15 protein-coding genes, 1 other RNA gene and 1 pseudogene are annotated in these 19,812 nt (G+C 70.0%); 9 read left to right on the plus strand and 8 right to left on the minus strand.

Going from position 1 to position 19,812, the window contains the following annotated elements; all coding sequences use genetic code 11:
* Nucleotides 1-323: 323 nt before the first annotated feature.
* Together ACFZDA_RS04980 and ACFZDA_RS04985 are read left to right on the plus strand one after the other, a co-directional pair.
* The gene (locus ACFZDA_RS04980) at nucleotides 324-2,417 is read left to right on the plus strand and encodes an AAA family ATPase (RefSeq protein ID WP_391075042.1); all 2,094 of its coding nucleotides are present in this window, start codon (nucleotides 324-326) and stop codon (nucleotides 2,415-2,417) included.
* Nucleotides 2,410-3,678 carry an McrC family protein gene (locus ACFZDA_RS04985; protein ID WP_391075044.1) on the plus strand — a complete coding sequence of 423 codons (1,269 nt, stop codon included), beginning with the start codon at nucleotides 2,410-2,412 and terminating at the stop codon, nucleotides 3,676-3,678. Before ACFZDA_RS04980 ends, ACFZDA_RS04985 begins: the two co-directional genes overlap by 8 nt.
* A gap of 37 nt (nucleotides 3,679-3,715) precedes the next feature.
* Here ACFZDA_RS04985 and ACFZDA_RS04990 read toward each other — a convergent pair whose 3' ends face one another.
* The 3 genes from ACFZDA_RS04990 to ACFZDA_RS05000 all read right to left on the minus strand — a co-directional run bounded on the left by ACFZDA_RS04990 (nucleotide 3,716) and on the right by ACFZDA_RS05000 (nucleotide 4,996).
* Nucleotides 3,716-3,979, minus strand: coding sequence for a hypothetical protein (locus ACFZDA_RS04990; protein ID WP_232646744.1), 264 nt, complete (start codon nucleotides 3,977-3,979; stop codon nucleotides 3,716-3,718).
* Nucleotides 3,976-4,329, minus strand: a complete 354-nt coding sequence (locus ACFZDA_RS04995) for a DUF6247 family protein (RefSeq protein ID WP_391075046.1) — start codon at nucleotides 4,327-4,329, stop codon at nucleotides 3,976-3,978. Before ACFZDA_RS04995 ends, ACFZDA_RS04990 begins: the two co-directional genes overlap by 4 nt.
* Nucleotides 4,330-4,495: 166 nt before the next feature.
* Entirely contained in the window at nucleotides 4,496-4,996 is a 501-nt protein-coding gene (locus ACFZDA_RS05000; protein ID WP_391075049.1) for a hypothetical protein, read from the minus strand.
* Between the two features lie 182 nt (nucleotides 4,997-5,178).
* Between ACFZDA_RS05000 and ACFZDA_RS05005 the strand changes: the two genes are divergently transcribed.
* The 5 genes from ACFZDA_RS05005 (at nucleotide 5,179) to ACFZDA_RS05025 (ending at nucleotide 13,310) form a co-directional block, all read left to right on the plus strand.
* Nucleotides 5,179-7,599, plus strand: coding sequence for an AAA family ATPase (locus ACFZDA_RS05005; RefSeq protein ID WP_391075052.1), 2,421 nt, complete (start codon nucleotides 5,179-5,181; stop codon nucleotides 7,597-7,599).
* Nucleotides 7,596-8,000: a hypothetical protein gene (locus ACFZDA_RS05010; protein WP_391075055.1), complete on the plus strand. Its 405-nt coding sequence runs from the start codon at nucleotides 7,596-7,598 to the stop codon at nucleotides 7,998-8,000. The genes ACFZDA_RS05005 and ACFZDA_RS05010 overlap by 4 nt, the downstream gene beginning before the upstream one ends.
* Before the next feature lie 99 nt (nucleotides 8,001-8,099).
* On the plus strand, nucleotides 8,100-9,926 hold the full coding sequence (locus tag ACFZDA_RS05015) for a DUF4357 domain-containing protein (protein WP_391076744.1): 1,827 nt from the start codon (nucleotides 8,100-8,102) through the stop codon (nucleotides 9,924-9,926).
* Entirely contained in the window at nucleotides 9,923-11,134 is a 1,212-nt protein-coding gene (locus ACFZDA_RS05020) for an McrC family protein (protein WP_391075058.1), read from the plus strand. The genes ACFZDA_RS05015 and ACFZDA_RS05020 overlap by 4 nt, the downstream gene beginning before the upstream one ends.
* Before the next feature lie 40 nt (nucleotides 11,135-11,174).
* The gene (locus ACFZDA_RS05025) at nucleotides 11,175-13,310 is read left to right on the plus strand and encodes a UvrD-helicase domain-containing protein (protein ID WP_391075061.1); all 2,136 of its coding nucleotides are present in this window, start codon (nucleotides 11,175-11,177) and stop codon (nucleotides 13,308-13,310) included.
* Nucleotides 13,311-13,342: 32 nt separating this feature from the next.
* Here the strand turns inward: ACFZDA_RS05025 and ACFZDA_RS05030 are convergent, their stop codons facing one another.
* The 5 genes and pseudogenes from ACFZDA_RS05030 to ACFZDA_RS05050 form a co-directional block, all read right to left on the minus strand.
* A complete protein-coding gene (locus ACFZDA_RS05030) occupies nucleotides 13,343-15,004 on the minus strand; it encodes an N-6 DNA methylase (protein WP_391075063.1) in 1,662 nt (553 codons plus the stop codon).
* Between the two features lie 524 nt (nucleotides 15,005-15,528).
* Nucleotides 15,529-15,934: RNase P RNA component class A (rnpB, locus tag ACFZDA_RS05035), an RNA gene on the minus strand.
* 115 nt (nucleotides 15,935-16,049) lie between these two features.
* A pseudogene (locus ACFZDA_RS05040) lies at nucleotides 16,050-16,829 on the minus strand (DMT family transporter); the annotation flags it as partial.
* Nucleotides 16,830-16,848: 19 nt separating this feature from the next.
* Complete coding sequence (locus ACFZDA_RS05045; RefSeq protein ID WP_391075066.1) at nucleotides 16,849-17,676, minus strand: AraC family ligand binding domain-containing protein; 828 nt, start codon at nucleotides 17,674-17,676, stop codon at nucleotides 16,849-16,851.
* 21 nt (nucleotides 17,677-17,697) lie between these two features.
* Entirely contained in the window at nucleotides 17,698-18,276 is a 579-nt protein-coding gene (locus ACFZDA_RS05050; RefSeq protein WP_391075069.1) for a Uma2 family endonuclease, read from the minus strand.
* Between the two features lie 166 nt (nucleotides 18,277-18,442).
* Between ACFZDA_RS05050 and ACFZDA_RS05055 the strand changes: the two genes are divergently transcribed.
* Together ACFZDA_RS05055 and ACFZDA_RS05060 are read left to right on the plus strand one after the other, a co-directional pair.
* Nucleotides 18,443-19,204 carry a MerR family transcriptional regulator gene (locus ACFZDA_RS05055; RefSeq protein ID WP_391075072.1) on the plus strand — a complete coding sequence of 254 codons (762 nt, stop codon included), beginning with the start codon at nucleotides 18,443-18,445 and terminating at the stop codon, nucleotides 19,202-19,204.
* The gene (locus ACFZDA_RS05060; protein WP_391075075.1) at nucleotides 19,201-19,779 is read left to right on the plus strand and encodes a hypothetical protein; all 579 of its coding nucleotides are present in this window, start codon (nucleotides 19,201-19,203) and stop codon (nucleotides 19,777-19,779) included. Before ACFZDA_RS05055 ends, ACFZDA_RS05060 begins: the two co-directional genes overlap by 4 nt.
* The last annotated feature ends 33 nt before the right edge of the window (nucleotides 19,780-19,812 follow it).

Raw genomic sequence — 19,812 nt, forward strand, 5'->3', positions numbered from 1 at the left:
CCCGCAACGGCTGTCCTCGACCCGCCAATGCGCCCGCCCGTCTGATCCCCACCGAAGCGCTCCGCTACCGTCACCGAACGCGCTGAACAGATCGTCACCGAACCCGCCGACAGGGCCCCCTGCACGGTCGCGTCCAGGGCCGTGGCCTCCTCCTGGCCAACAGCCTCTGTGACCACTGAGATGTACACCTCGGCGCCCCGCCCCTCAAGACCGTCTGGGCCCAACTCGACCTCGAAAGCGACTGACCCGGCCGACGCACACACCACGCAGACCCAACGCCCTACACCCCCTGCACCCACCACCGTTCCGGCATCATGACCCCCATGACCGACGGCGTGGACATATGGGAAGCAGCGGCCCGGTTCGACCGGAGCACCGCCGCCAAGGACGAAGCCGGCGCGGAGCAGGAGCGCAAGCAGGTGCTGGCCCAGTTCCCCCTGGAGGAGTGGCCCCGGCTGCCCCTGGAGCGCTACGCGTTGGGCCTGGAGCAGTCCGGGCCGGGGATGACGTACTGCCGGCTCATGGAGTTCGGCACCCAGTCCTTGGGCAGCATCAAGGGCGGCAGTGCCGCGAAGCACATCATGTACCGCCACAACTCCGGTGAGTGGCGTCTGGCCGCGCCCCTGCGCGGGATGGAGCCCCAGGACGCCTGGGAACGTCTTCGGGCCGAATTTCTTCGGGCATTGACCGCCGTGGGTGTGGGTGACTTCGCAGCCGTGGACGAACTCGAGATCCTTCGGTTCGGGCCCGCGCTGGTGACCAAGACTCTCGCCACCTACTACCCCGAGCACTTCCTCCCGGTCTACTCCGCGGGGCACCTGCGGAAGTTCCTCGCCCTGCTGGGTGGCACGTCGGGCGCCGACTCCCCGACCTGGCGCAGCAACCGGCAACTCCTCGAACTCGTGCGGTCCCGGCCGGAGTTCGCGGGCTGGTCCGGGAACGAGGTGGTGACCTTCCTCTACCATGACTTCGACCCGCGTCCGCAGACGCGCACGATCTGGAAGATCGCCCCCGGCGAGCGTGGCCGCCTGTGGGAGGAGTGCCGCGACGGCGGGTTCATCTGCGTAGGGTGGGACGAGCTTCGCGATCTGGGTGAGTATCAGACCGACACCGAGCTGAAGGAAGCCCTCGACGCCAACTGGCCTCGTGGCAGCGGTCGTAGCCTCACCACCGCGCGCAGACTCCTCGCCTTCCGGGACCTGGAGGCCGGAGACCGGGTGGTGGCCAACCGTGGGATGGACGAGGTCCTCGCCACGGGTACCGTCACCGGGGGCTACCGGTTCGATCCCGAACGGCCGGAGTTCCGGCATGTGGTCCCGGTCGACTGGGACGTCTCCCACGCACAGAAGCTGTCAGGGCCCCAGCACGGCTGGCGGTCCACGTTCGCCAAGGTCGACCCGACGCTCTTCGCCAGGCTCACCGCCCATCGGGCGGCCGACTCCCCCGCACAGGCGGCCCCGTCGTCCACCGACCTGGCGCCCGAGGACGTGCGGGCCGTACTGGACGCGCTGGAACGGAAGGGGCAGGTGATCCTCCATGGGCCTCCCGGCACCGGCAAGACCCGGCTCGCGCTCAGTGCCGCCCTCTTCATGGCCGGCCGCGCGGACGCGATCAACACCGACCCGGCCCGACGTTCCGCGGCCCAGGCCGAGATGCTGGGCGGCGAGCGGGTTCATCTGGTGACCTTCCATCCCTCCTACGGCTACGAAGACTTCATCGAGGGCTTCAAACCGGATCTGAGCGCCACGGGCCCCGGGCTCACACTCGACCTCACCGACGGGGTGTTCCACGCCCTGTGCGACCGGGCCTCGACACATCCCGAGCAGACGTACCTCCTGATCATCGACGAGATCAACCGCGGTGACCTGCCCCGGATCTTCGGCGAGTTGATCACACTTCTCGAACTCGACAAGCGTGGTCTGCCCGTCACCCTGTCCCTCAGCGGGCGGAGCTTCTCCGTGCCGCCGAACATCCGGATCATCGGCACGATGAACACCGCCGACCGGAGCATCAGCCACCTCGACGCAGCCGTACGCCGCCGCTTCGCCTTCGTATCCGTCGGCCCCGATCCGGATGCCGTCTCCGGCACGGTCGGCCCGCTGGACCTGGCTGAGTTCTTCGAGTCCCTCAACACCCGCATCACCCGGCACCTCGACGCCGACCACCAGATAGGACACGCCTACCTGCTGCGTGACGGCGCGCCGATCGCCACGGAGGACGACCTCGCCGCGGCCTTCCACCACGAGGTGATCCCGCTGCTGGAGGACTACTGCCTCGGCCGTGCTGATTTGCTCCACCGCATCCTCGGCAGCCTGGTCGACGCGGACACCGGCCGCACGGCGCTGATGTCTCCTCAGGACCTCGCCACCGCCCTGGCCGCCGAGTTCAGCGGCGGTCAGCCGAGCCCCGATGTCTGAGCGCACCGAGGTCCGCCTCGGCGAGTACGAGTCCGTTCCGCTGGACATCGAACAGCTCACGTCCCGGGACGTCGATCGCCTGCACGCCCTCCAGGCAGGGGGTCGCCTCACCCTGCGCCCCGACCGCTCCGGATGGCGGCTCCGGGCGGACTCGAGCGTCGGAGTCGTGATCCTGGACCGCGTCCGTCTCGTCATCGAGCCCAAGTTCGCCATTCCGGGCGATCGGCTCATGAGCTGGCTCGCCTACGCACTGAACGCGCCCACGCCTGTTCGGACGACGTCACGGCGCTGGGCCACCGGCAAGGAAGGCTACGCCGACCTCGTGGCCGCGGCCCTCCTGGAGCAGTGTGAGCAGCTGGTGCGCGAAAGACTGCGCCGCGACTACGTACGTCACCAGAGCGTGGAACCTGTGTTGCGGGGGCGGCTGGACTTCGCGGCCCAGGCCACGCGTCGGTACGGGCAACTGGACCAGCTACACATACGCACCTTCGACCGCGCGACCGACATCTGGGACAACCGCGTCCTGGGGACCGCCCTGAGGGTCGCGCTCACTCTCACCGCCGGCTCCGACCTGGCCCGCGACCTGCACGGTATCGCCGGCGCGTTCCCACAGGCCGCCACCCCGGAGGCGGCACTGCGCGCCCTGGATCGCATCAGGTACACGCGCCTGAACGCCCGCTACCGTCCCGCCCACACCTGGGCACGCCTGCTGCTGCGCGGCGGAGGCGTCACCGACCTGCTCACCGACCTGGGCAGCACGGCGGACGGCCTCCTGCTGCGCATGCCCGCGCTCTGGGAAGCCGTCGTACGGCGCCTCGGCGCCGAGGCCGCCGCCCCGTGCGGCGGACACGCCATCCCCGGCAGCGGCGAGACGGGCATCACCGTCCGTGGGGACCTCGGCAACACCTCGACGTTCCGCCCCGACCTGCTTCTGAGCCTCCCGACGTCTGACCGACCTCAGCGCGCACTGCTGCCGGTGGACGCCAAGTACAAGCGTTACGACCGTCACGGCGTCAGCGCCGCCGACGTCCACCAACTCCTCACCTACAGCGCCGGCTACGCCCCCGCCGACGCTCCAAACGCGGTAATCGTTCATCCCCACCCGGGCGGCCACGCTCATCGCGTCCTCCGGGTCGACGGCTCGCGGGGCAGGCTCGGCACCGTTCACGTCATAGGCGTCGATACCCACGCGCCCCCTCAACGAGCGGCCGCGTGGCTTACCGAGCGGGCCGCGTCGGTGTGCGGACCATCGCCGCACTGAGCGGTGGACACGAGCAGTGATGCCTGCCGCGGCGCCGTCACCCGTTCCAGACGATGTTGCAGATGTAGACGCACTCGTGCCGGGGTACGGCGAGGAACTGGATGAAGCCGCGCCCGCCGAAGATCGGGAAGTTTCTCAGCCCGCCGGGTTTGTCCTCGGGTCTGCTCCCTGCCGTCTCGGCGTCGCGGCCCAACGCTGCGAGTTCGGTGGCGATGCGCTCCACCTCTGCGACAACGCCGACGGGGAGCCCGGCGGTCAGGTACTCCTCGCTCGGGTTGTAGTCCCACTTCCAGTCGGTCACAGGCCGGCCTCGGCCTCCGCCTCTGCGTGGATCTTCCTTATCTCGGTGATGGCATCCGCCGGATCCTCCACCCCGCCGCTCACCACGTCTTCCAGGTGGCGCAGGCGAGCGGCTCGTGAGGGGTAGCGCTGGATCGCGACGAACACGCCCCACGTGTGGACGAAGGTGCGCAGCGGTGCGAGGGACTGGGCCCGCTGAGCGCTGGTGGTCGCGTCGACGAGATCACGGACGAACGCCGGCATACGGCTCGGCGTGAGTTCTTCGACAGCGGCACGCAGGGCGTCGGGGGTCAGGGCAGGCATGGGGATGAGCGGCTCACCGGGCTGCGGCTGCGTGTGCAGTGCGGTCACGGTCATGCTCCCGGTTCGATGGTGGGCGTTGGCTGCGGTCTAGACGGTACTCGCACCGCGCCGGTTCGACGGCCGGATCAACGCACGGACATGAGCCGATCACGCCTGGTCGCGAGCCGGTGAGCGAGTCACGTCGCACAGAAAGAACGTGCTCCGGGCCGACGGGTCAGGCCGCGGCCGGTTCCCAGCGGTACCCCTCGCACGTTTCGCCGTACGGACGCAGCAGCGGTTCCAGCTCCGTGCGCACGAGTTCGGCGTCAGCCGGCGGGAGGGTCAGCGACGCCCGCCGCATGCGGACGCTCCAGGTCGCCGGGTCGGGGAAAACGGACAGTCGCGGCACCAGGTCACGTAGGACCAGACCCTCACGGAACGGAGCCAGCCCCGACACCTCCAGGCGGCACCCCTCCGAGTAAGAGCGCTCGTCGAAGACCACCGGCTCGTCCAGGACGCGCACGGGACTCGCGATCGTCGCCCGGCCGACGACCCGTCCAAGGTCCCGCGTCGGATTCCGGAAGCAACCGCGCGTGGTGTAGAGGAAGACCTCGTCGCCATCCCCCAACGCGCGCGCCGCCTTGGCCCGGCCTGCCGGAAACGCCATCCGCTGCTCGGTGACCACCCAGCTCAGTGCGGCGCGGTCTCCGATGATCAGCAGGTGCGCGGACGGCATGCGGTCACCTTAGCGGGCTTGCTCAACCGGCCTGACATCTCATACACGTACACAAATTCGAATACTTGGAATCCCAGAAACGCGTTGACAGTGCTAACAAGTTGTCGTCATGCTCGAACTGCCAACAAGGCATCAGCAGCCCGCGTGGCCCCTTCGGCCACGCCCGACAACGGGAACCGACCATGACCGATCAGCCCCCTGCCTCCCTGCGCGCCCTCCTCCTCGACCGCCTGCACCACGCGGACGACCTCACGCCTCAGGTGCGGGAGCTGCTGCGCGAGCTGGTCCCCGACGAACCGGCCAGGAGCAGCGGGGGTCGCGCCGGGCCCGCGCAGCTCCGGTCCATCACCGCGGCCGGCTGGCGCGGTGTCGGTCCGCGGACCGCACTCGAACTGCCGCCCGGGCCCGGCCTGGTCGTCGTCGCGGGTCCCAACGGCTCCGGGAAGTCGAGCTTCGCCGAGGCCGCCGAGACCGCGCTGACCGGACGCAACTCCCGGTGGGACGGACGGCGGGCCACCGACTGGCAGAAGGGCTGGCGCAACCTGCACAGTCCCGATGTCACCCCCGAGGTCTGCATTGAGCTGGCCGTCGGCGAGCGGGGCGAGGCGGTGACCGTGCGGCGGACCTGGCACGGGCTCAAGGTCGACGAGGCGCGCACCAAGGTCGAGGGACCGGACGGCTCGGAGCGGAAGCTGGAGGAGGTCGTCGACGCCGAGGCTCTGGACCTCGCCCGGCCCTTCCTGCCCTACAGCGAACTCGGTTCGATGATCAACGGCACGCTCGGCGGGCTGCACGACGCCTTCTTCAAGCTCCTCGGGCTCGAACTGCTCGCCGAGTTCGACGGTCGGGTCAGGGACGCCGTGAGCGAGTGCGAGCAGGTGATCAAGCACGCGGACGCCCTCACCACGCGGCTCCTCGACGCGCTGGGCACGCTCGACGATCCCAGATCCCGCGAGGCCACCCAGGCGGTGTCGGGAGCCAAGCGCGACCTCGGCCGGGTACGTGCGCTGCTGGGGAGCCGCACCCCGGCCGCCGAGGCCGAGCTGGCCCGGCTGCGACAGCTCGCGAGCCTCGCCGGGCCGGATCTGGCGGAGGTCGGCGGGGCTGTCGGCCGACTGCGGGAGGCCGCCGCCGCTGCCGAGGAGGCCCGGTACGGCGGCGCCGAGGAGGCGCGCCGTCTGGCCCGGCTGCTGGAGGCGGCGATCGAGCACCAGCGGCGCTCGGGGAGCTCGGACTGCCCGGTCTGCGGCGCAGAGAACCAGCTGGACCGGGCGTGGGCCGAGCGGGCGCGGACGGAGGTGGAGCGACTCCAGGCGGAGGCGGCCGACGCCGAGGCCGCCCGGCAGGAGGTGGCGGTGGCCGTGCGGGCCGGGCACGACCTCGTACAGCCGGTTCCGGTGTGGCTGCGCGGGGACGCCTCGCCGCTCGTGGGGGTGTGGCAGGAGTGGGTTCAGTGCCGGGACGTCACTCACCCCAGGGAGCTGGCGGACCGCGTCGAGCGTGCCGCGGCCGCCTTGGACGACGCCTGCCGGCAGGTGCGGGAAGAAGCCGTTCAGCGGCTCTCCGCACATGACGTCGCCTGGCGGCCGTTCGCCGTACGGCTGGCCGAGTGGCTCGGTGCCGAGGAGGCGGCCGAGGTCGCGCGTGAGCGGCGCAAGCACGCGCGCAGGGCGCGGGCCTGGCTGCGGCCGATCATCGACGAACTGCGTGACGAGCGGCTGCGGCCGTTCGCCCAGCGGTCGCAGGAGGTGTGGCAGAAGCTGTGCGAGCACAGCAGCGTCACGCTCGGTTCCGTCACCCTCGCGGGCACTCCCGGTCGCGGCAAGGTCGAGCTCGACGTCTCCGTGGACGACATGTCAGCCCCCGCCTACAGCGTGATGAGTCAGGGCGAGCTGCACTCGCTCGCGCTCTCGCTCTTCCTGCCCCGTGCCACGCACGCGGAGAGTCCGTTCGGGTTCCTCGTCATCGACGACCCCGTGCAGTCCATGGACCCCGAGAAGGTCGAAGGTCTGGCCCGGGTGCTCGACGCGTACGCTCAGGACCGCCAGGTGATCGTCTTCACCCATGACACCCGGCTCCAGCAGGCCATCGCACACCTCGGCATCAAGGCGACCGTCCTGCGCGTGAGCCGCCAGACCGACTCCGTGGTGGGCGTGGAGACGCTCACCGACCCGGTGGAGCAGGCTCTCGCGGAGGCGCGGGCCGTCTCACTGGACCGCAGCCTGCCGCAGGACGTGGCCGACCACGTGCTGCCCGCCATGTGCAGGGTGGCGGTGGAAGCGGCCTGTCTGGAGACCGCGCGGCGCAGGCTCCGCGATGAGAAGGGGCTCGGGCTTCGGGCCGTCGAGGAACGCGTGGAGTCCCTTGAGCGCACCAAGACGTATGTGTCGCTGGCCCTGCTCGGTGACGAGCAGCAGCCTACCCGTGCAGCCGTCGAACGGATCTGTCCCGGAGGCTGGGCGCTGATCGAGGCCTTCAACTCGGGGGCCCACACGCCCTTGCCGACCGTCGACGACCGAAGGAATCTCGTCCGCCGGACCAAGGCGCTCGCGGCGGCGATCCGCAGCAGTGCTGGGACTCACAGCACCGGGGGCGCCCGATGAGCACGTCCCCGGAGGCCCTGGTGACCGCCGCCGCCCGACTCCTTCTGCCCGCCCCCGGCACCGTGACCACCCTGCCCCCCGGCCTCCGCGCCCGTGCCGCCGCGGTCCTGCTCCGCATGGCGCTCGACCAGGCCCTGGACACGTACTGGCAGCGGGTCACTCCGTCGATGACGCTGGTCGGCAAGCACCGCATGCTGTGCCTGGAGTGGTACACGGGCCACGACACCGCCCGCCGGTGCCGCACCACCTGGTCGGCGCTCAGCGCGGCATGCCACTACCGCACGTACGAGCTGCCGCCGGCTCCGGCGGAGATCCACGCCCGGTTGCTGGAGGTCACCGCGCTCCTTGCGGCCCTGCGCGGCGGACCGGACACGGCTTCCGTCACGGCGGCAGGCGCCTGAGGATGCGTGCCGTGTCCCCATACGTACTCCTCTCCGAGCGCCTCCCTGTCAGCGGCGCCCCCTATCGTTCTGGATGAACGCACCGTGCACGAATGGGGAATGGTGACCATGGCCGACTACGGCACGCCGTACCCGGAGTTCCGGCTGAAGCTGCCTGGCGGCGGCCCCGAAGCCCGGGGACGGCTGCTGACCGAGAAGGGGACGAACGGCAGCCAGAAGTTCATTGTCCTGGCCGGGTCGCCGGGGCGCCCGGAGGTCGTGCCGTCCTTCCCCGTCCGCATGCCGTCGTCCTACCGGCTGAGGCAGCGGCTGATCGAGGACGACATCTTCGTGGAGTCGGAGACTTGGCCCGGCTGGATGGAGCTCGTCGAGGACGTCGAGTGCAACTCGCCGTCGGCCGCCGCCGAGATCCTGGTCGGGCGCAGTGCCAACGGATGGCTGGAGTGGAAGACCGACGACGGCCATCCGCTCTCGGACTACCTCGACCAGGTGTGGTGGGGACCCAACCGGGCCTGGCTGGTGCGCGGTTCCAACGTCTCGGGCCTCGACCTCGTCCGGCGCCTGTGGCTGCCCGAGGGGCTGGTGACCCTGCGAGCGCGCCACCTGCGACAAGGCGTCGAGCAGGGCATCAGCAAGGACCGGCTGCGCACGGCCGTCGAGGAGGACTACGCCTCCACCGCGACATACAACCAGAAGGTGCAGCTGGTCGAGGAACTGCACATGTTCCTCTCCCGGATGAAGCCCGGCGACACCATGTGCACCATCTCGGGCGGCCGACTGTACGTAGGCAAGATCACGGGAGACGCCGAGCAGCTCGCCTCCGAGGACGGCCGGTCGGATCTGCGCCGACCGGTGGACTGGGCGGACGACGGGCACGCATACGAAGGCCTGCCCGAAGCACTCCAGCAGAAGCTCTCCGCACAGCATGACGTCGTCGATCTGACCGCGGTGAAGGACCTCATCGACGGCCTGGGAATAAGCGACGAGGACCTCATCGAGGAGGCCGAGGCCGCCGATCGGGATCCGAGCGCGGAGATCCCCGCGCTCACCGCCCGGCGCGAGCTGGAGTTGCCCGAGCCCACGGACGAGTTGGCCGAGGAACTCCTCGTGCACGACACCGCCTGGCTGGGCGAGGTGCGTGATCTGCTGTGGGACGAACGGCAGTTGGTGCTGTACGGGCCGCCCGGAACCGGCAAGACGTATCTCGCCCTGAAGCTCGCCGAGTTCCTCGGCGGCGGGCCCGAGCAGGTCAAGCTCGTGCAGTTCCATCCGTCGTACGCGTACGAGGACTTCTTCGAGGGTTTCCGGCCGCAGGAGGATCCGCAGACCCGGGAGGTCGCTTTCCGGCTGACCGCCGGCCCGCTGCGTGAACTCGCCGATCTGGCCTCCCGCGAGGGCAACCGGCACATCCCGCACTTCCTGATCATCGACGAGATCAACCGGGCGAACCTGGCAAAGGTCTTCGGCGAGCTGTACTTCCTGCTGGAGTACCGCAACAAGTCGGCCCGGCTGACGTACTCCGGCGACGACTTCGCTCTGCCGCCCAACCTCTTCGTGATCGGCACCATGAACACCGCCGACCGGTCGATCGCCCTCGTCGACGCGGCGATGCGCCGCCGCTTCGCGTTCGTCGAGCTGTCCCCGCGCACCGAACCGACCAGCGGACTGCTGCGCCGCTGGCTCACCCGCGAGGGCCACGATACCGAGCCGGCCGACCTGCTTGAGGCGCTCAACTCCCGTATCGACGACGCCGACTTCCGCATTGGGCCCTCGTATCTGATGAAGCGGGGTGTCTACCGGGAGGGTGGCCTCGAACGGACGTGGCGGACCAAGATTCTTCCGCTGCTGGAGGAGTACCACTACGGGGAGGGCGTGGACATCGAGAAGCGGTACGGTCTGGCGGCGCTGCGGGAGTCGCTCGGGTGACGCACGTCATCGAACTCGTCGAGCATGCAACGGCCGTGGGCGTCGCGCTGCCGGACGCGGTCGGACGAGCGCTGGCGGCGGGGGACATCGTGGACGCCGCTCCTGACCCGTACATCGCGGGGCACTGGGCTCTGCGGGCCGGCAGCAAGGTCGGTGCCGTGGCGGTCGCAGTACCGGGCAGCGACGGGCCGGTCAGGGTTCGCGTCGCTCCCAAGGTTTCCATCGCCCGGCTCTTCTTCCTGCTCGGGTACAGCCTCGACCCGAAGGGTGGCTGGCGAGACGGGGAGGTCGATGTCACCGGACACCGTGATCTGCTGCCCGCGCTCGCCCATGCCGTGGAGCGGCAGATCGACCGGGCTCTGCGGCAGGGGCTCCTCCAGGGGTACCGGGTGACCGAGGAGACGTCCCTGGTCGTCCGGGGCCGCATCCGGGAAGCCGAGCAGATACGGCGGCGGTTCGGTGCGACGCTTCCGGTGGAGGTGGAGTACGACGAGTTCACCACCGACATCGCGGAGAACCGCCTGCTGCGGGCCGCCGTCGAGCACCTCCTGCGACTGCCCGGCGTACCCCACGAGGTGCGTCGCGGGCTGCTCCACCAACGTGCCCGCCTGGCCGATGTCACAGTGATCGTGCGCGGTCAACCGCTGCCTGACTGGCGGCCGAGCCGGCTCAACTCGCGCTACCAGCACGCCCTGCGTCTAGCCCGAACCGTCCTGGAGAACGCCTCCGTTGAACACGCGCCCGGCAGGCTGCACGTCGAGGGGTTCCTGTTCGACATGAACAAGCTCTTCGAGGACTTCGTGACCGTGGCTCTGCGGGAAGCATGCCGTCGCTTCGGCCACTCGGCGCGGCTGCAGGATCCGCATCACCTCGACGAGGCGGATGCGATCCGCATGAAACCCGATTTCGTGCTGTACGGGCCGAACGGCGCCCCGTGCGCCGTGGTGGACGCCAAGTACAAGGCCGAGAAGCGGGAGGGTTTTCCGGACGCCGACCTGTACCAGATGCTCGCGTACTGCACAGCGTTGGGCCTTCACGAGGGCCACCTGGTGTACGCCAAGGGCAACGCGCCACACGCGGCCCACAGGGTGCGACACGCGGGCATCGTGATCCACCAGCACGCTCTCGACCTCGATCAAGAACCCTCCGGCCTACTGTCGGACGTGGAGCAGGTGGCCGCCCGGCTGGTGAGTACCCCGCGCGTATGATCGATTGCGGAGTGTCCGTTCAGGGTGGGGAGTGCGCCTCGTGCCGCAGCTCGCGTTCGCCAACAGTTTCTGGGAGAGCTACGACGTCCTGGAGCGGCCCGTCAAAGCCGGTGTGCGCAAGGCAATGCAGAAGTTCCAACAGCTCACCGTGCCCGAACTGCGTGCGGACAAAGGGCTGCACCTGGAATCCGTGGAGAACGCGCGCGACCCGCGCATGCGGACCATCCGCATCAACGACTTCTGGCGCGGCGTCGTACTCGCGCCCGACGATGGCAGTGAGGTCTTCCTGCTCGTCAACGTCGTCCCGCACGACGACGCCTACACCTGGGCCGCGAAGCGGCTTTACACAACGAACTCCGCGACCCGGGCGCTGGAGGTCCGTAACGTCGCAGCGATCGAGCAGCTGACCCCGGCCCTGGAGAAGGCCGCCGCGGCCGCCGACGCGCTGCTCTTCGCGAACTACTCGGACACGGTCCTGCGCGAACTCGGCGTCGACGACCAGGTGCTCAGGGCCGTGCGGACCATCGTCGACAAGGCGCAGCTGCGGGCCTTCGAGACGCTGCTGCCGGAGGACCAGTGCGAGGTGCTGCAGTACCTCGCCGAGGGCTTCAGCCCCGAAGAGGTCTACCGGGACGTGGTCGCCGTGCGGCGGCCCGTCGACGCGGGGCCCGACCCGGACGAGAGCCTGGCCGTCGTCATCGCCAACACCACGAGCCGCATCACCCTGGTCACCGGCCCGGAGGAACTCGCCGACATTCTGGAGAAGCCGTTCACGGCCTGGCGGGTGTTCCTGCACCCCTCACAGCGCCGTGTCGCCTATCGGACGTCGTACGGCGGCCCGGTGCAGGTCACCGGCGGCCCGGGGACCGGCAAGACAGTCGCGGCACTGCACCGGGTCAAGCACCTGCTCACGCGCTCCCCGGACACCCGCGTACTGCTCACCACGTTCACCAACGCCCTTGCCGCGTCGCTGCGGGAGAACCTGGCCGTCCTCCTGGACGACGACGAGTCACTGCTCACGCGCGTCGAGGTGACCACAGTCAACGCCTATGCGCACGGCATCGTCACCCGCCTCGACGGCCGGGCGCCCTCCCCGATCGGCGACCGGGAGGAACGACAGGTGTGGCAGCGGGTCGTCAAGAAGCTCGGCCTGCCCTGGACGGAGCAGTTCCTGGCCCAGGAGTACCGCCACGTCGTCCTCGCCCAGGATCTGCGTACCCTGGACGACTACCGCGCGGCCTCCCGACGCGGTCGCGGCAGCGCGCTGTCGCCGGTCAAACGGGAGCGACTGTGGCCCGCCGTCGAGTTGTTCGAGTCCATGCTGCGCGACCAGAAAGCCACCACCCATCTCAAGGTGTGCGCCCGCGCGGCCGAACTCCTGGCCGCTTCTTCCCCCACGCACGACCATGTCGTCGTCGACGAGGCGCAGGACCTGCACCCGGCCCAGTGGCGCGTCCTGCGCGGCGCTGTAACAGCCGGCAGCGACGACCTGTTCATCACCGGCGACCCACACCAGCGGATCTACGACTCGAAGGTCTCCCTCGGTTCCCTCGGCATCTCGGTGACCGGCCGGACGCACCGCCTGCGCATCAACTACCGCAGCACGGAAGAAATCCTCGCCTGGTCGACAGGCATCCTCACCCCGGTGTCGGTCGACGACCTCGGTGGCGAGGGCAGCGACACCCTGGCGGGCTACCGGTCGCTCCTGCACGGCCGTGCACCGCATGTCAACGGATACGGCTCGGAGCAGGCGGAGATCGCAGCGCTCGTCGAGCGCGTCGAGGGCTGGATTGCGCAGGGCATCCGGCCGTCGGAGATCGGCGTCTGCGCCCGCTTCAACGTGCTGCTCGACAAGGCGTACGACAAGCTGGCCGCGGCCGGGGTGCCGGTAGTCCGGGTCAGGGACAATCCGAGGCCGGACACGGACGGCGTACGGCTGGCCACCATGCATGCCATGAAGGGCCTGGAGTTCCGCTGCGTCGCCGTCCTCGGAGCGACGGCGAGCGCACTTCCCTTCGCCCGCGAGGTGACGCCGGCCTCAGTGGACGCGCTGCAGCACGACTCGGACCTGCTCCGGGAACGGTGTCTCCTGTTCGTGGCATGCACGCGGGCACGGGAGGCGCTCGCGGTGTCTTGGAGCGGATCGGCCAGTCCGTTCGTTCCGCAGGCGAAGTGACGTACAGCTCCTCCTTGTTATGAGACCCCCCATCAGTCTCCGGGCGCGAGAGCACCGTTGCCGAGCCCGTCCCGTGCCAGCGCCGATGCCTGCCTGCTGAGCTCGACCACCCTGCGCGCCCGCTCCTCGAACTCCTGCAGCGCACGGAACGCTGCCCCGTAGCGACGCTGCTCAACGATGTCCATCTGCGGGATGCGAGCGCCCTTGCCGTCGAGCCGGTAGGTGCCGCTGGCGCTGGTGGACCGACGGGTGTTCGCCGCGCTGCGCAGAAAACCCCGGAGGTAGTCGGTATCGAGTTGATCGCTCACCGATACCGGCTCCGGATCGCCGTACTCGACCAGCCCCGCACGCGCGAGGTCGGCGACACTGACGGACGGCCCTTCCAGAGCACTGGCGCCGTCGCCTCCCATCAAGGTCGGCAGCAGGTCGGCCAGCAGGCTCACCTGCTCAGCCAGCTCCTGCCGAAGCGCCCGGTACTCGGTCGCGTAGTCGCGGTGGGACTCCTCAACGTAACGGCCGGGAGTGAGATCCACAGCGTCGTCGAGGAGTTCGATCAGAGGTACGTCCGCCGTCTGGTCGGGCTCTGGCTCCAGGGGGTTGTCCGGATCGTTCGCCGTGAGGTCGACCATGCGCACCTTGACGGTCGCGTCATCAGGAGATCGCGGGCGGCGCAGATGCCAGAGGTGCACAGGGAGGGCGTGTGAAGCAGCGGTCCCGGGGGGCAGGGCGATGACGTGCGTGAGGAGGCCGCGGCGCACGAGCTCGGCCCGGATACGGCGGCCCGCCTTGCGGTAGGCGACCGAGGCGGGCATGACCATGAGAACGCGCCCGCCCGGCACGGTGTGTGCGTAGGCGTGTTGCAGCCAGGCGAGTTCGCCTTCGGCACGTGAGGGTGTGCCGAGCTCCCACCGAGAGTCAAGGAGCAGGTCCTCGCGTCCCCAGTCTGTAGTAGCGACGGGCGGATCACAGACGACGAGATCAGCCCTGAGGTCCGACCAGTGGTCGTCACGCAGGGAATCGCCCGTACGGATGTCCACGCCGGTGCGCCCCGTGAGATCGGCTCGCAGCTGCGCGAATCGAGCGCTGCGGGCGTCGACCTCCTGACCACAGCGTGTCGGCCCGAGTTCGGGTCCGACAGCCAACAGGAGCGTTCCAATACCGCACGCCGGATCGAAGAGGGTCGCATCAGCCGACACCTCGCCGGCGAAGTGCCGCACCGCATGCGCGATACGCGGTGAGGTGACCTGGTCGGATCCGGCCCGGCGTACTGAATCGGTGAAACGCTCGGTGAGTGCGCTCACCACGTCACCGGGGGATCCGCTGTCGCCGAGCTGCCGCGCCAGTCGAATGGCGTCTGCTGGCAAAGTCTTCGGGACCTTCCCCTCACCACCGGCGAACATCTGGGCGACGTCGGCGAGCCCACCGATCATCTCATCGCCGTAGGCCGCTCGAAGTGCCTGCCACAGCGACACCTCCGCCGAGACATCCTGTCCCTTACGCTGCTTGTCCAGCCACGCCTGCACTGCGGCCAGGTCGAACAACGGACTGTTCGCACCGCCTCCTGCGGGCGCGGGGAAATCCTCGTGCCGCCGCCTCCAGTTGGAGACAGCGGCACGCGTGACCCCTGCGAGCCGAGCGATCTCGGAGCCGGTGACAAGCGGTCCGCTGACTGGCGGAGCGGGATGGTCTGCCATGCGCGCCACCGTACACGGACCTCACGGCCCCATCAACGCCTGGTGCGCGTTGACAGCGTACACACGTCCATGCTGCTTCCTACGCACACAGGACGAGGCGATGCTCAGTCGCACGCGCGGCCAGCGTGGTGACGGAATCGGAGAGCTCACGCCGCCGCGTCTCCGCGCGGTCCTGGGCACGGCTGCGCGAGGTGTCTGGTACTGGATGACACCAGCGAAGACTGCGCCTCTAGGAGGATCCCCAAGACAGCAACGACGATGCTCGACAGGACAGGCCGACCAGCCAGGGTTTCGCAGACTCATCAGCCGTCACGACGGGACCGCCCGGTTTTCCGACAGAGGCCGCTTCCCCACAGGTCAGACACCGAAGCTGCCGATCTCCGACCCCACACCCCATGGCTACTCTCATGGCTACGTAGGTAGCCACGCGTCCCCGTCTGAACCGGTGTGGACCGGAGTGTGTCCCAGCCCTGAAGTCGCGGGGAAAATGCCCAGCAGATTCGCCGGTCAGAACCCCCCAGCGGCAGACGAGTCGGGCTGTACGCCGGGTTCTGTTCCCGGGGTTCCTCGCGGAGCCCCGGGCGACGGCCATCCATCTAGGGCCGGCGTTGCCACCGGCCTCGTGCGGTCTACCCGCGGACTCGGGCGGGCAGCCCTCGAGCGTCCGCGCAGGAGCGCCGAGGCGCTCCCTCTTGACCTTGCTCCGGGTGGGGTTTACCTAGCTGCCTGAGTCACCCCAGGCACTGGTGGTCTCTTACACCACCGTTTCACCCTTACCGAGGGCCGGAGCCCTTGGCGGTTTGCTTTCTGTGGCACTGTCCCGCGGGTCACCCCGGGTGGCCGTTAGCCACCACCCTGCCCTGTGGAGCCCGGACGTTCCTCGGGGAGCTCCCCGTCAGGGGGACTCCACGCGGCCGTCCGCCCGGCTCGTCTGCCGTGTGGACCATGGTACCGGGCATGAGCGGGGTCGCGGACCGGCGGCGGTCGCCAGGACCGAACCGGCGAGGATCAGGGTGAAGGCCGCGATGACGCCGGGGGTGAGGCGCTCGTCGAGGAACAGGGCCCCGGCCGCCACCGCCACGGCCGGATTGACGTAGGTGATCACTGTCGCCCGGGTCGGGCCCGCCTCCTTGATCAGTTCCAGGAAGGCGACGAACGCGATCGCCGTGCAGAGCACTCCCAGGGCCGCCAGGGCGGCCAGGACCTCGGGGGCCGGCACCGAGGACGGCCAGGACAGGGCGGCCGCGGGGGCGTAGACGAGTGCGGCCAGGGCCAGACAGAACGCCGTGAGCTGGAGCGACGGGACTTCCTTCAGGCGCCGGGCGGCGATCAGGGGGGCCGTCGCGTAGCCGAGGACCGTCAGCAGGACCTCGCCGAGGGAGCGGGCGTCGCCGCCGGTGAGGTGCGGGATCGTGAGGACCGCCACGCCGCCCAGACCCAGTGCCAGGCCGGTGACGCGGCGTACGCCGAGTCGTTCCGTGTCGCCGAAGAACCGGGCGATGACCACACCGACGATGGGGACGCCGGCGATCAGCAGGCCCGCCGTGGAGCTGGACAGGTGGCGTTCGGCGTCCGTCAGCGTCCACCAGGGGCCGATGATCTCGATGCAGGCGAAGGCCAGGAGAGGGCGCCAGTGGGCCCGGACCGTGCGGGTCAGGCCGCCCTGGCGCAGCGCGAAGGGGAGCAGGAGCGCGGCGCCCAGCGCGCAGCGCGTGAACACCACCATGGACGGGGACACCGCGTCCACCGCCACCTTGATCATCAGGTAGGGGACGCCCCACACCACTCCCATCAGGGAGAACAGGAACCAGCCGCGTGCAGTCATACGGCGAGTTTCGGCCCCCTCACCCCGCCGCGTCTTGAACGCTGTTGCGGTACACCGCCGGGGTCACGCCCAGCACGCGGCGGAACCAGCGGGTGAGGTGCGCCTGGTCGGCGAAGCCGACGAGTGCCGCGACCTCGGCGGGGCGCAGGCCGGATTCCAGCAGGCCGCGGGCCCTGGCGACGCGGTGCTGGGCGAGCCAGGCGTAGGGCGGTACGCCCATCGTCGTGCGGAAGGCGCGCAGTAGTTGGTAGCGGGACAGGCCCAGGTCGGTGGCGAGGTCGGCCAGGGAGGGGGGCTGGAGCAGTTCGTCCGCGAGGCGGTCGCGTACGGCCCTGGCGATGTGGCCGGCGCCGTGCACCGTGTCCTCGCTCGCCCGGGCCGTGGAGTGCCGGCGGGCCAGGGCCGTGAGCAGCCAGGGCAGCCGCGACTCGGCCTCCAGCGGGTCGGGGCAGGCGCTGAGGTCGGTGTGGGCGGCGCGCAGGGCTGCCGCCAGCTCCGGGTCGTGCAGGACGGGGTCGCGGAAGTGCGGGAGGCCGCCGAGCGTGCCGTCGGTGAGGAGGGACGGCTCGGCGTACAGGGCCTGGTAGGCGTAGCCCTCGCGGGCGGCCGGACCGCCGGTGTGCACCTCGCCCGGTTCCAGGACGACGATCGAGCCGGGGTAGGAGCGGATCAGCCCGCCCCGGTACGCGATGGCCTCCGAGCCGCCGACGGTGACGCCGATGGTGAACTCGTCGTGGGCGTGGGGGGCGTAGACATGCTGGTCGAAGTGGGCGGTGAGGAGGTCGAGCGGCGGGCCGGCATGGCCCAGGCGTGCCCTTGTCCATCTCGCCTGTTCTCGTATCCCCATGTCGCCCCCCGCCACAGGGGATCAGAGGAGATCCGCGGTGTCCAGTTCAAAGGCGAACGGTTCCGGAAGAGCGATGGGCTTACCGAAGGGGCGGGCACAGTGCTCGCGGTAGTCGTCGTCCTTCGGCTCGCTGAAGACCGTGACCTGAGCCGTATCCCGGTCGACGAGCAGGTAGAGGGGGATCCCGGCCCGGGCGTAGCAGCGGCGCTTGGCCTCGCGATCGGCCTGCGGCTTGGTGGAGGTCACTTCCATCACCATGGCGACGCCGTCGCATGACATCCACGAGCCGGCCCCGCCGAACAAGTCCCGCTCCATGGGGCCGAAGGTGACGTCCGGAACCAAGTGGTTCTTGGGGCAAGCGCCCCCGCTTCTCAACTTCAGCCCCTTGTTCCCGGAGAAATCCATGTCGGTCCGGGATTGCCTGATCACTTGCCTCACGATACGGCTGATGTACTTCTCGTGATCCCCGTCCGGCGGCGGCGTCACAACGATCTCCCCCTCGATCAGCTCGGCCCGGAAACCCTCCGGGGTGTCCAGGGCGAGAAAGCCCTCCAGCAGGACGTCGTCCTGCGAGAGCGGCTCGTGGGCCATGGCGGTCATGTCACGCCCCTCCTTCGGTCGCTCGCCAGACTGGGACATCGGCTGATCACCTGCCGGTGGAATCGGGAACCGTTCCCTCGATCGTGGCACACGATCACCGCCCTCGTCAGAAGGTCGGCGAGCCGCCGCTTGACCCTGCCGCAACGTCAACGTCTCTACTGGTCCCATGCGGATCGGAGAACTCGCCGACGTCGTCGGTGTCACCACGCGGGCCGTGCGGCACTACCACCATCTGGGGCTGTTGCCGGAGCCGGAGCGGCGGGCGAACGGGTATCGGGAGTACGGGCTGCGGCACGCTGTCGTGCTGGCGCGGATCCGGCGGCTGACGGAGCTGGGGCTGGGGCTCGCCGAGGTGCGGGACGTGCTCGCGGACGATGCCGGGAAGGACCTCGTCGAGGTGCTGACCGAGCTGGACGAGGATCTGGCGCGGCAGGAGGCGGCCATCCGGGAGCGGCGGGGGCGGTTGCGGGTCCTGCTGGAGGCGGAGGGCGGGGTGCCGGCCGAGGGGCCGGTGTCGCCCGAGCTGGCCGCCTTGTTCGCCGGGACCGCGCATCTGTCGGGCTCGCCCATGGCCGCCAAGGACCGCGAGATCATCGCCTTCCTGGAGACGGCCATGCCGCCCGAAGCCCGGCAGCAGCTCGTGTCGTCGCTGGGTGAGGTGCTCGGCCCGCCCGAGGCCGTGGCGCGCGCCGACGAGGCGTACGCCCTGCTCGACGCGCTCGCCGACGCCGAGCCGGACGATCCGCGCGTCGATGGGGCGGCCCGGGCCCTCGCCGACTGCATCCCGCCCGGGCTGTTCCCGGAGATCGGGGACCTGGACCTCGACCACGACGGCAGCGTCCTGCGCGCCTTCTACGAGGACCTGGCCCCGGCCCAGGCGGAGGCGATCCGCCGGACGCTGAGGCTCCTCACCGAGGAGCGGCGATGAGGATCGCGCGCCTGCTGGTCCGGCACGAGGTGCGGCTGCTCGTGAGTTTGGTGCTGTGGGTGGTGCGGCGGACCGACGGGACGAGGGGTGGGCGGGCTTTCGGGTACGCGCGCGGGCAGGGCGCGATGATGTTCGGGTTCGGGTTCGTGTGTCTCGTCGAGACCGTCGCGATGTCCGTGCTGCTGCGCCACTGGCCGACCGTGCACGCCGTGTTTCTCTTCCTGGACGTGTACGGCATCGTGATCGTCGTCGCGCTGCACGCCTCGTCCGTCGTACGGCCGCACGTGCTGGATCCGGACGACGGCTCGCTGCGGATCCGCCGGTACGTCCATGTCGACCTGCGGGTGCCGCTGGAGCGGATCGCCTCGGTGCGGCGCGAGCTGCGGATGACGCACGAGCGGGCCGACGGCGAACTCGACGTCGAGGTGGGGTCCCAGACCACCGTCACGCTGGAACTGACGGAGCCGGTCACGCACGTCACCTTCTTCGGGCGTCGCAGGCAGGTACAGGTCGTCCGCTTCCACGCCGACGACGCCGACGGCCTCGTACGCGCCCTCGCCCGGGCCCGCGTCTGAGCTCCCCGTACGCTGTCGGCTGCAGTTCGATCG

The organism is Streptomyces sp. NPDC007991 (genome assembly GCF_042958445.1).
In the GTDB taxonomy this organism is placed as follows: Bacteria; Actinomycetota; Actinomycetes; order Streptomycetales; family Streptomycetaceae; genus Streptomyces.

Coding starts and splice junctions, on each gene's coding strand:
- ACFZDA_RS04980 (WP_391075042.1), top strand. CDS start 324: ATGACCGACGGCGTGGACATATGGGAAGCAGCGGCCCGGTTCGACCGG.
- ACFZDA_RS04985 (WP_391075044.1), top strand. CDS start 2,410: ATGTCTGAGCGCACCGAGGTCCGCCTCGGCGAGTACGAGTCCGTTCCG.
- ACFZDA_RS05000 (WP_391075049.1), bottom strand. CDS start 4,996: ATGCCGTCCGCGCACCTGCTGATCATCGGAGACCGCGCCGCACTGAGC.
- ACFZDA_RS05005 (WP_391075052.1), top strand. CDS start 5,179: ATGACCGATCAGCCCCCTGCCTCCCTGCGCGCCCTCCTCCTCGACCGC.
- ACFZDA_RS05010 (WP_391075055.1), top strand. CDS start 7,596: ATGAGCACGTCCCCGGAGGCCCTGGTGACCGCCGCCGCCCGACTCCTT.
- ACFZDA_RS05015 (WP_391076744.1), top strand. CDS start 8,100: ATGGTGACCATGGCCGACTACGGCACGCCGTACCCGGAGTTCCGGCTG.
- ACFZDA_RS05030 (WP_391075063.1), bottom strand. CDS start 15,004: ATGGCAGACCATCCCGCTCCGCCAGTCAGCGGACCGCTTGTCACCGGC.
- ACFZDA_RS05045 (WP_391075066.1), bottom strand. CDS start 17,676: ATGGGGATACGAGAACAGGCGAGATGGACAAGGGCACGCCTGGGCCAT.
- ACFZDA_RS05050 (WP_391075069.1), bottom strand. CDS start 18,276: ATGACCGCCATGGCCCACGAGCCGCTCTCGCAGGACGACGTCCTGCTG.
- ACFZDA_RS05055 (WP_391075072.1), top strand. CDS start 18,443: ATGCGGATCGGAGAACTCGCCGACGTCGTCGGTGTCACCACGCGGGCC.
- ACFZDA_RS05060 (WP_391075075.1), top strand. CDS start 19,201: ATGAGGATCGCGCGCCTGCTGGTCCGGCACGAGGTGCGGCTGCTCGTG.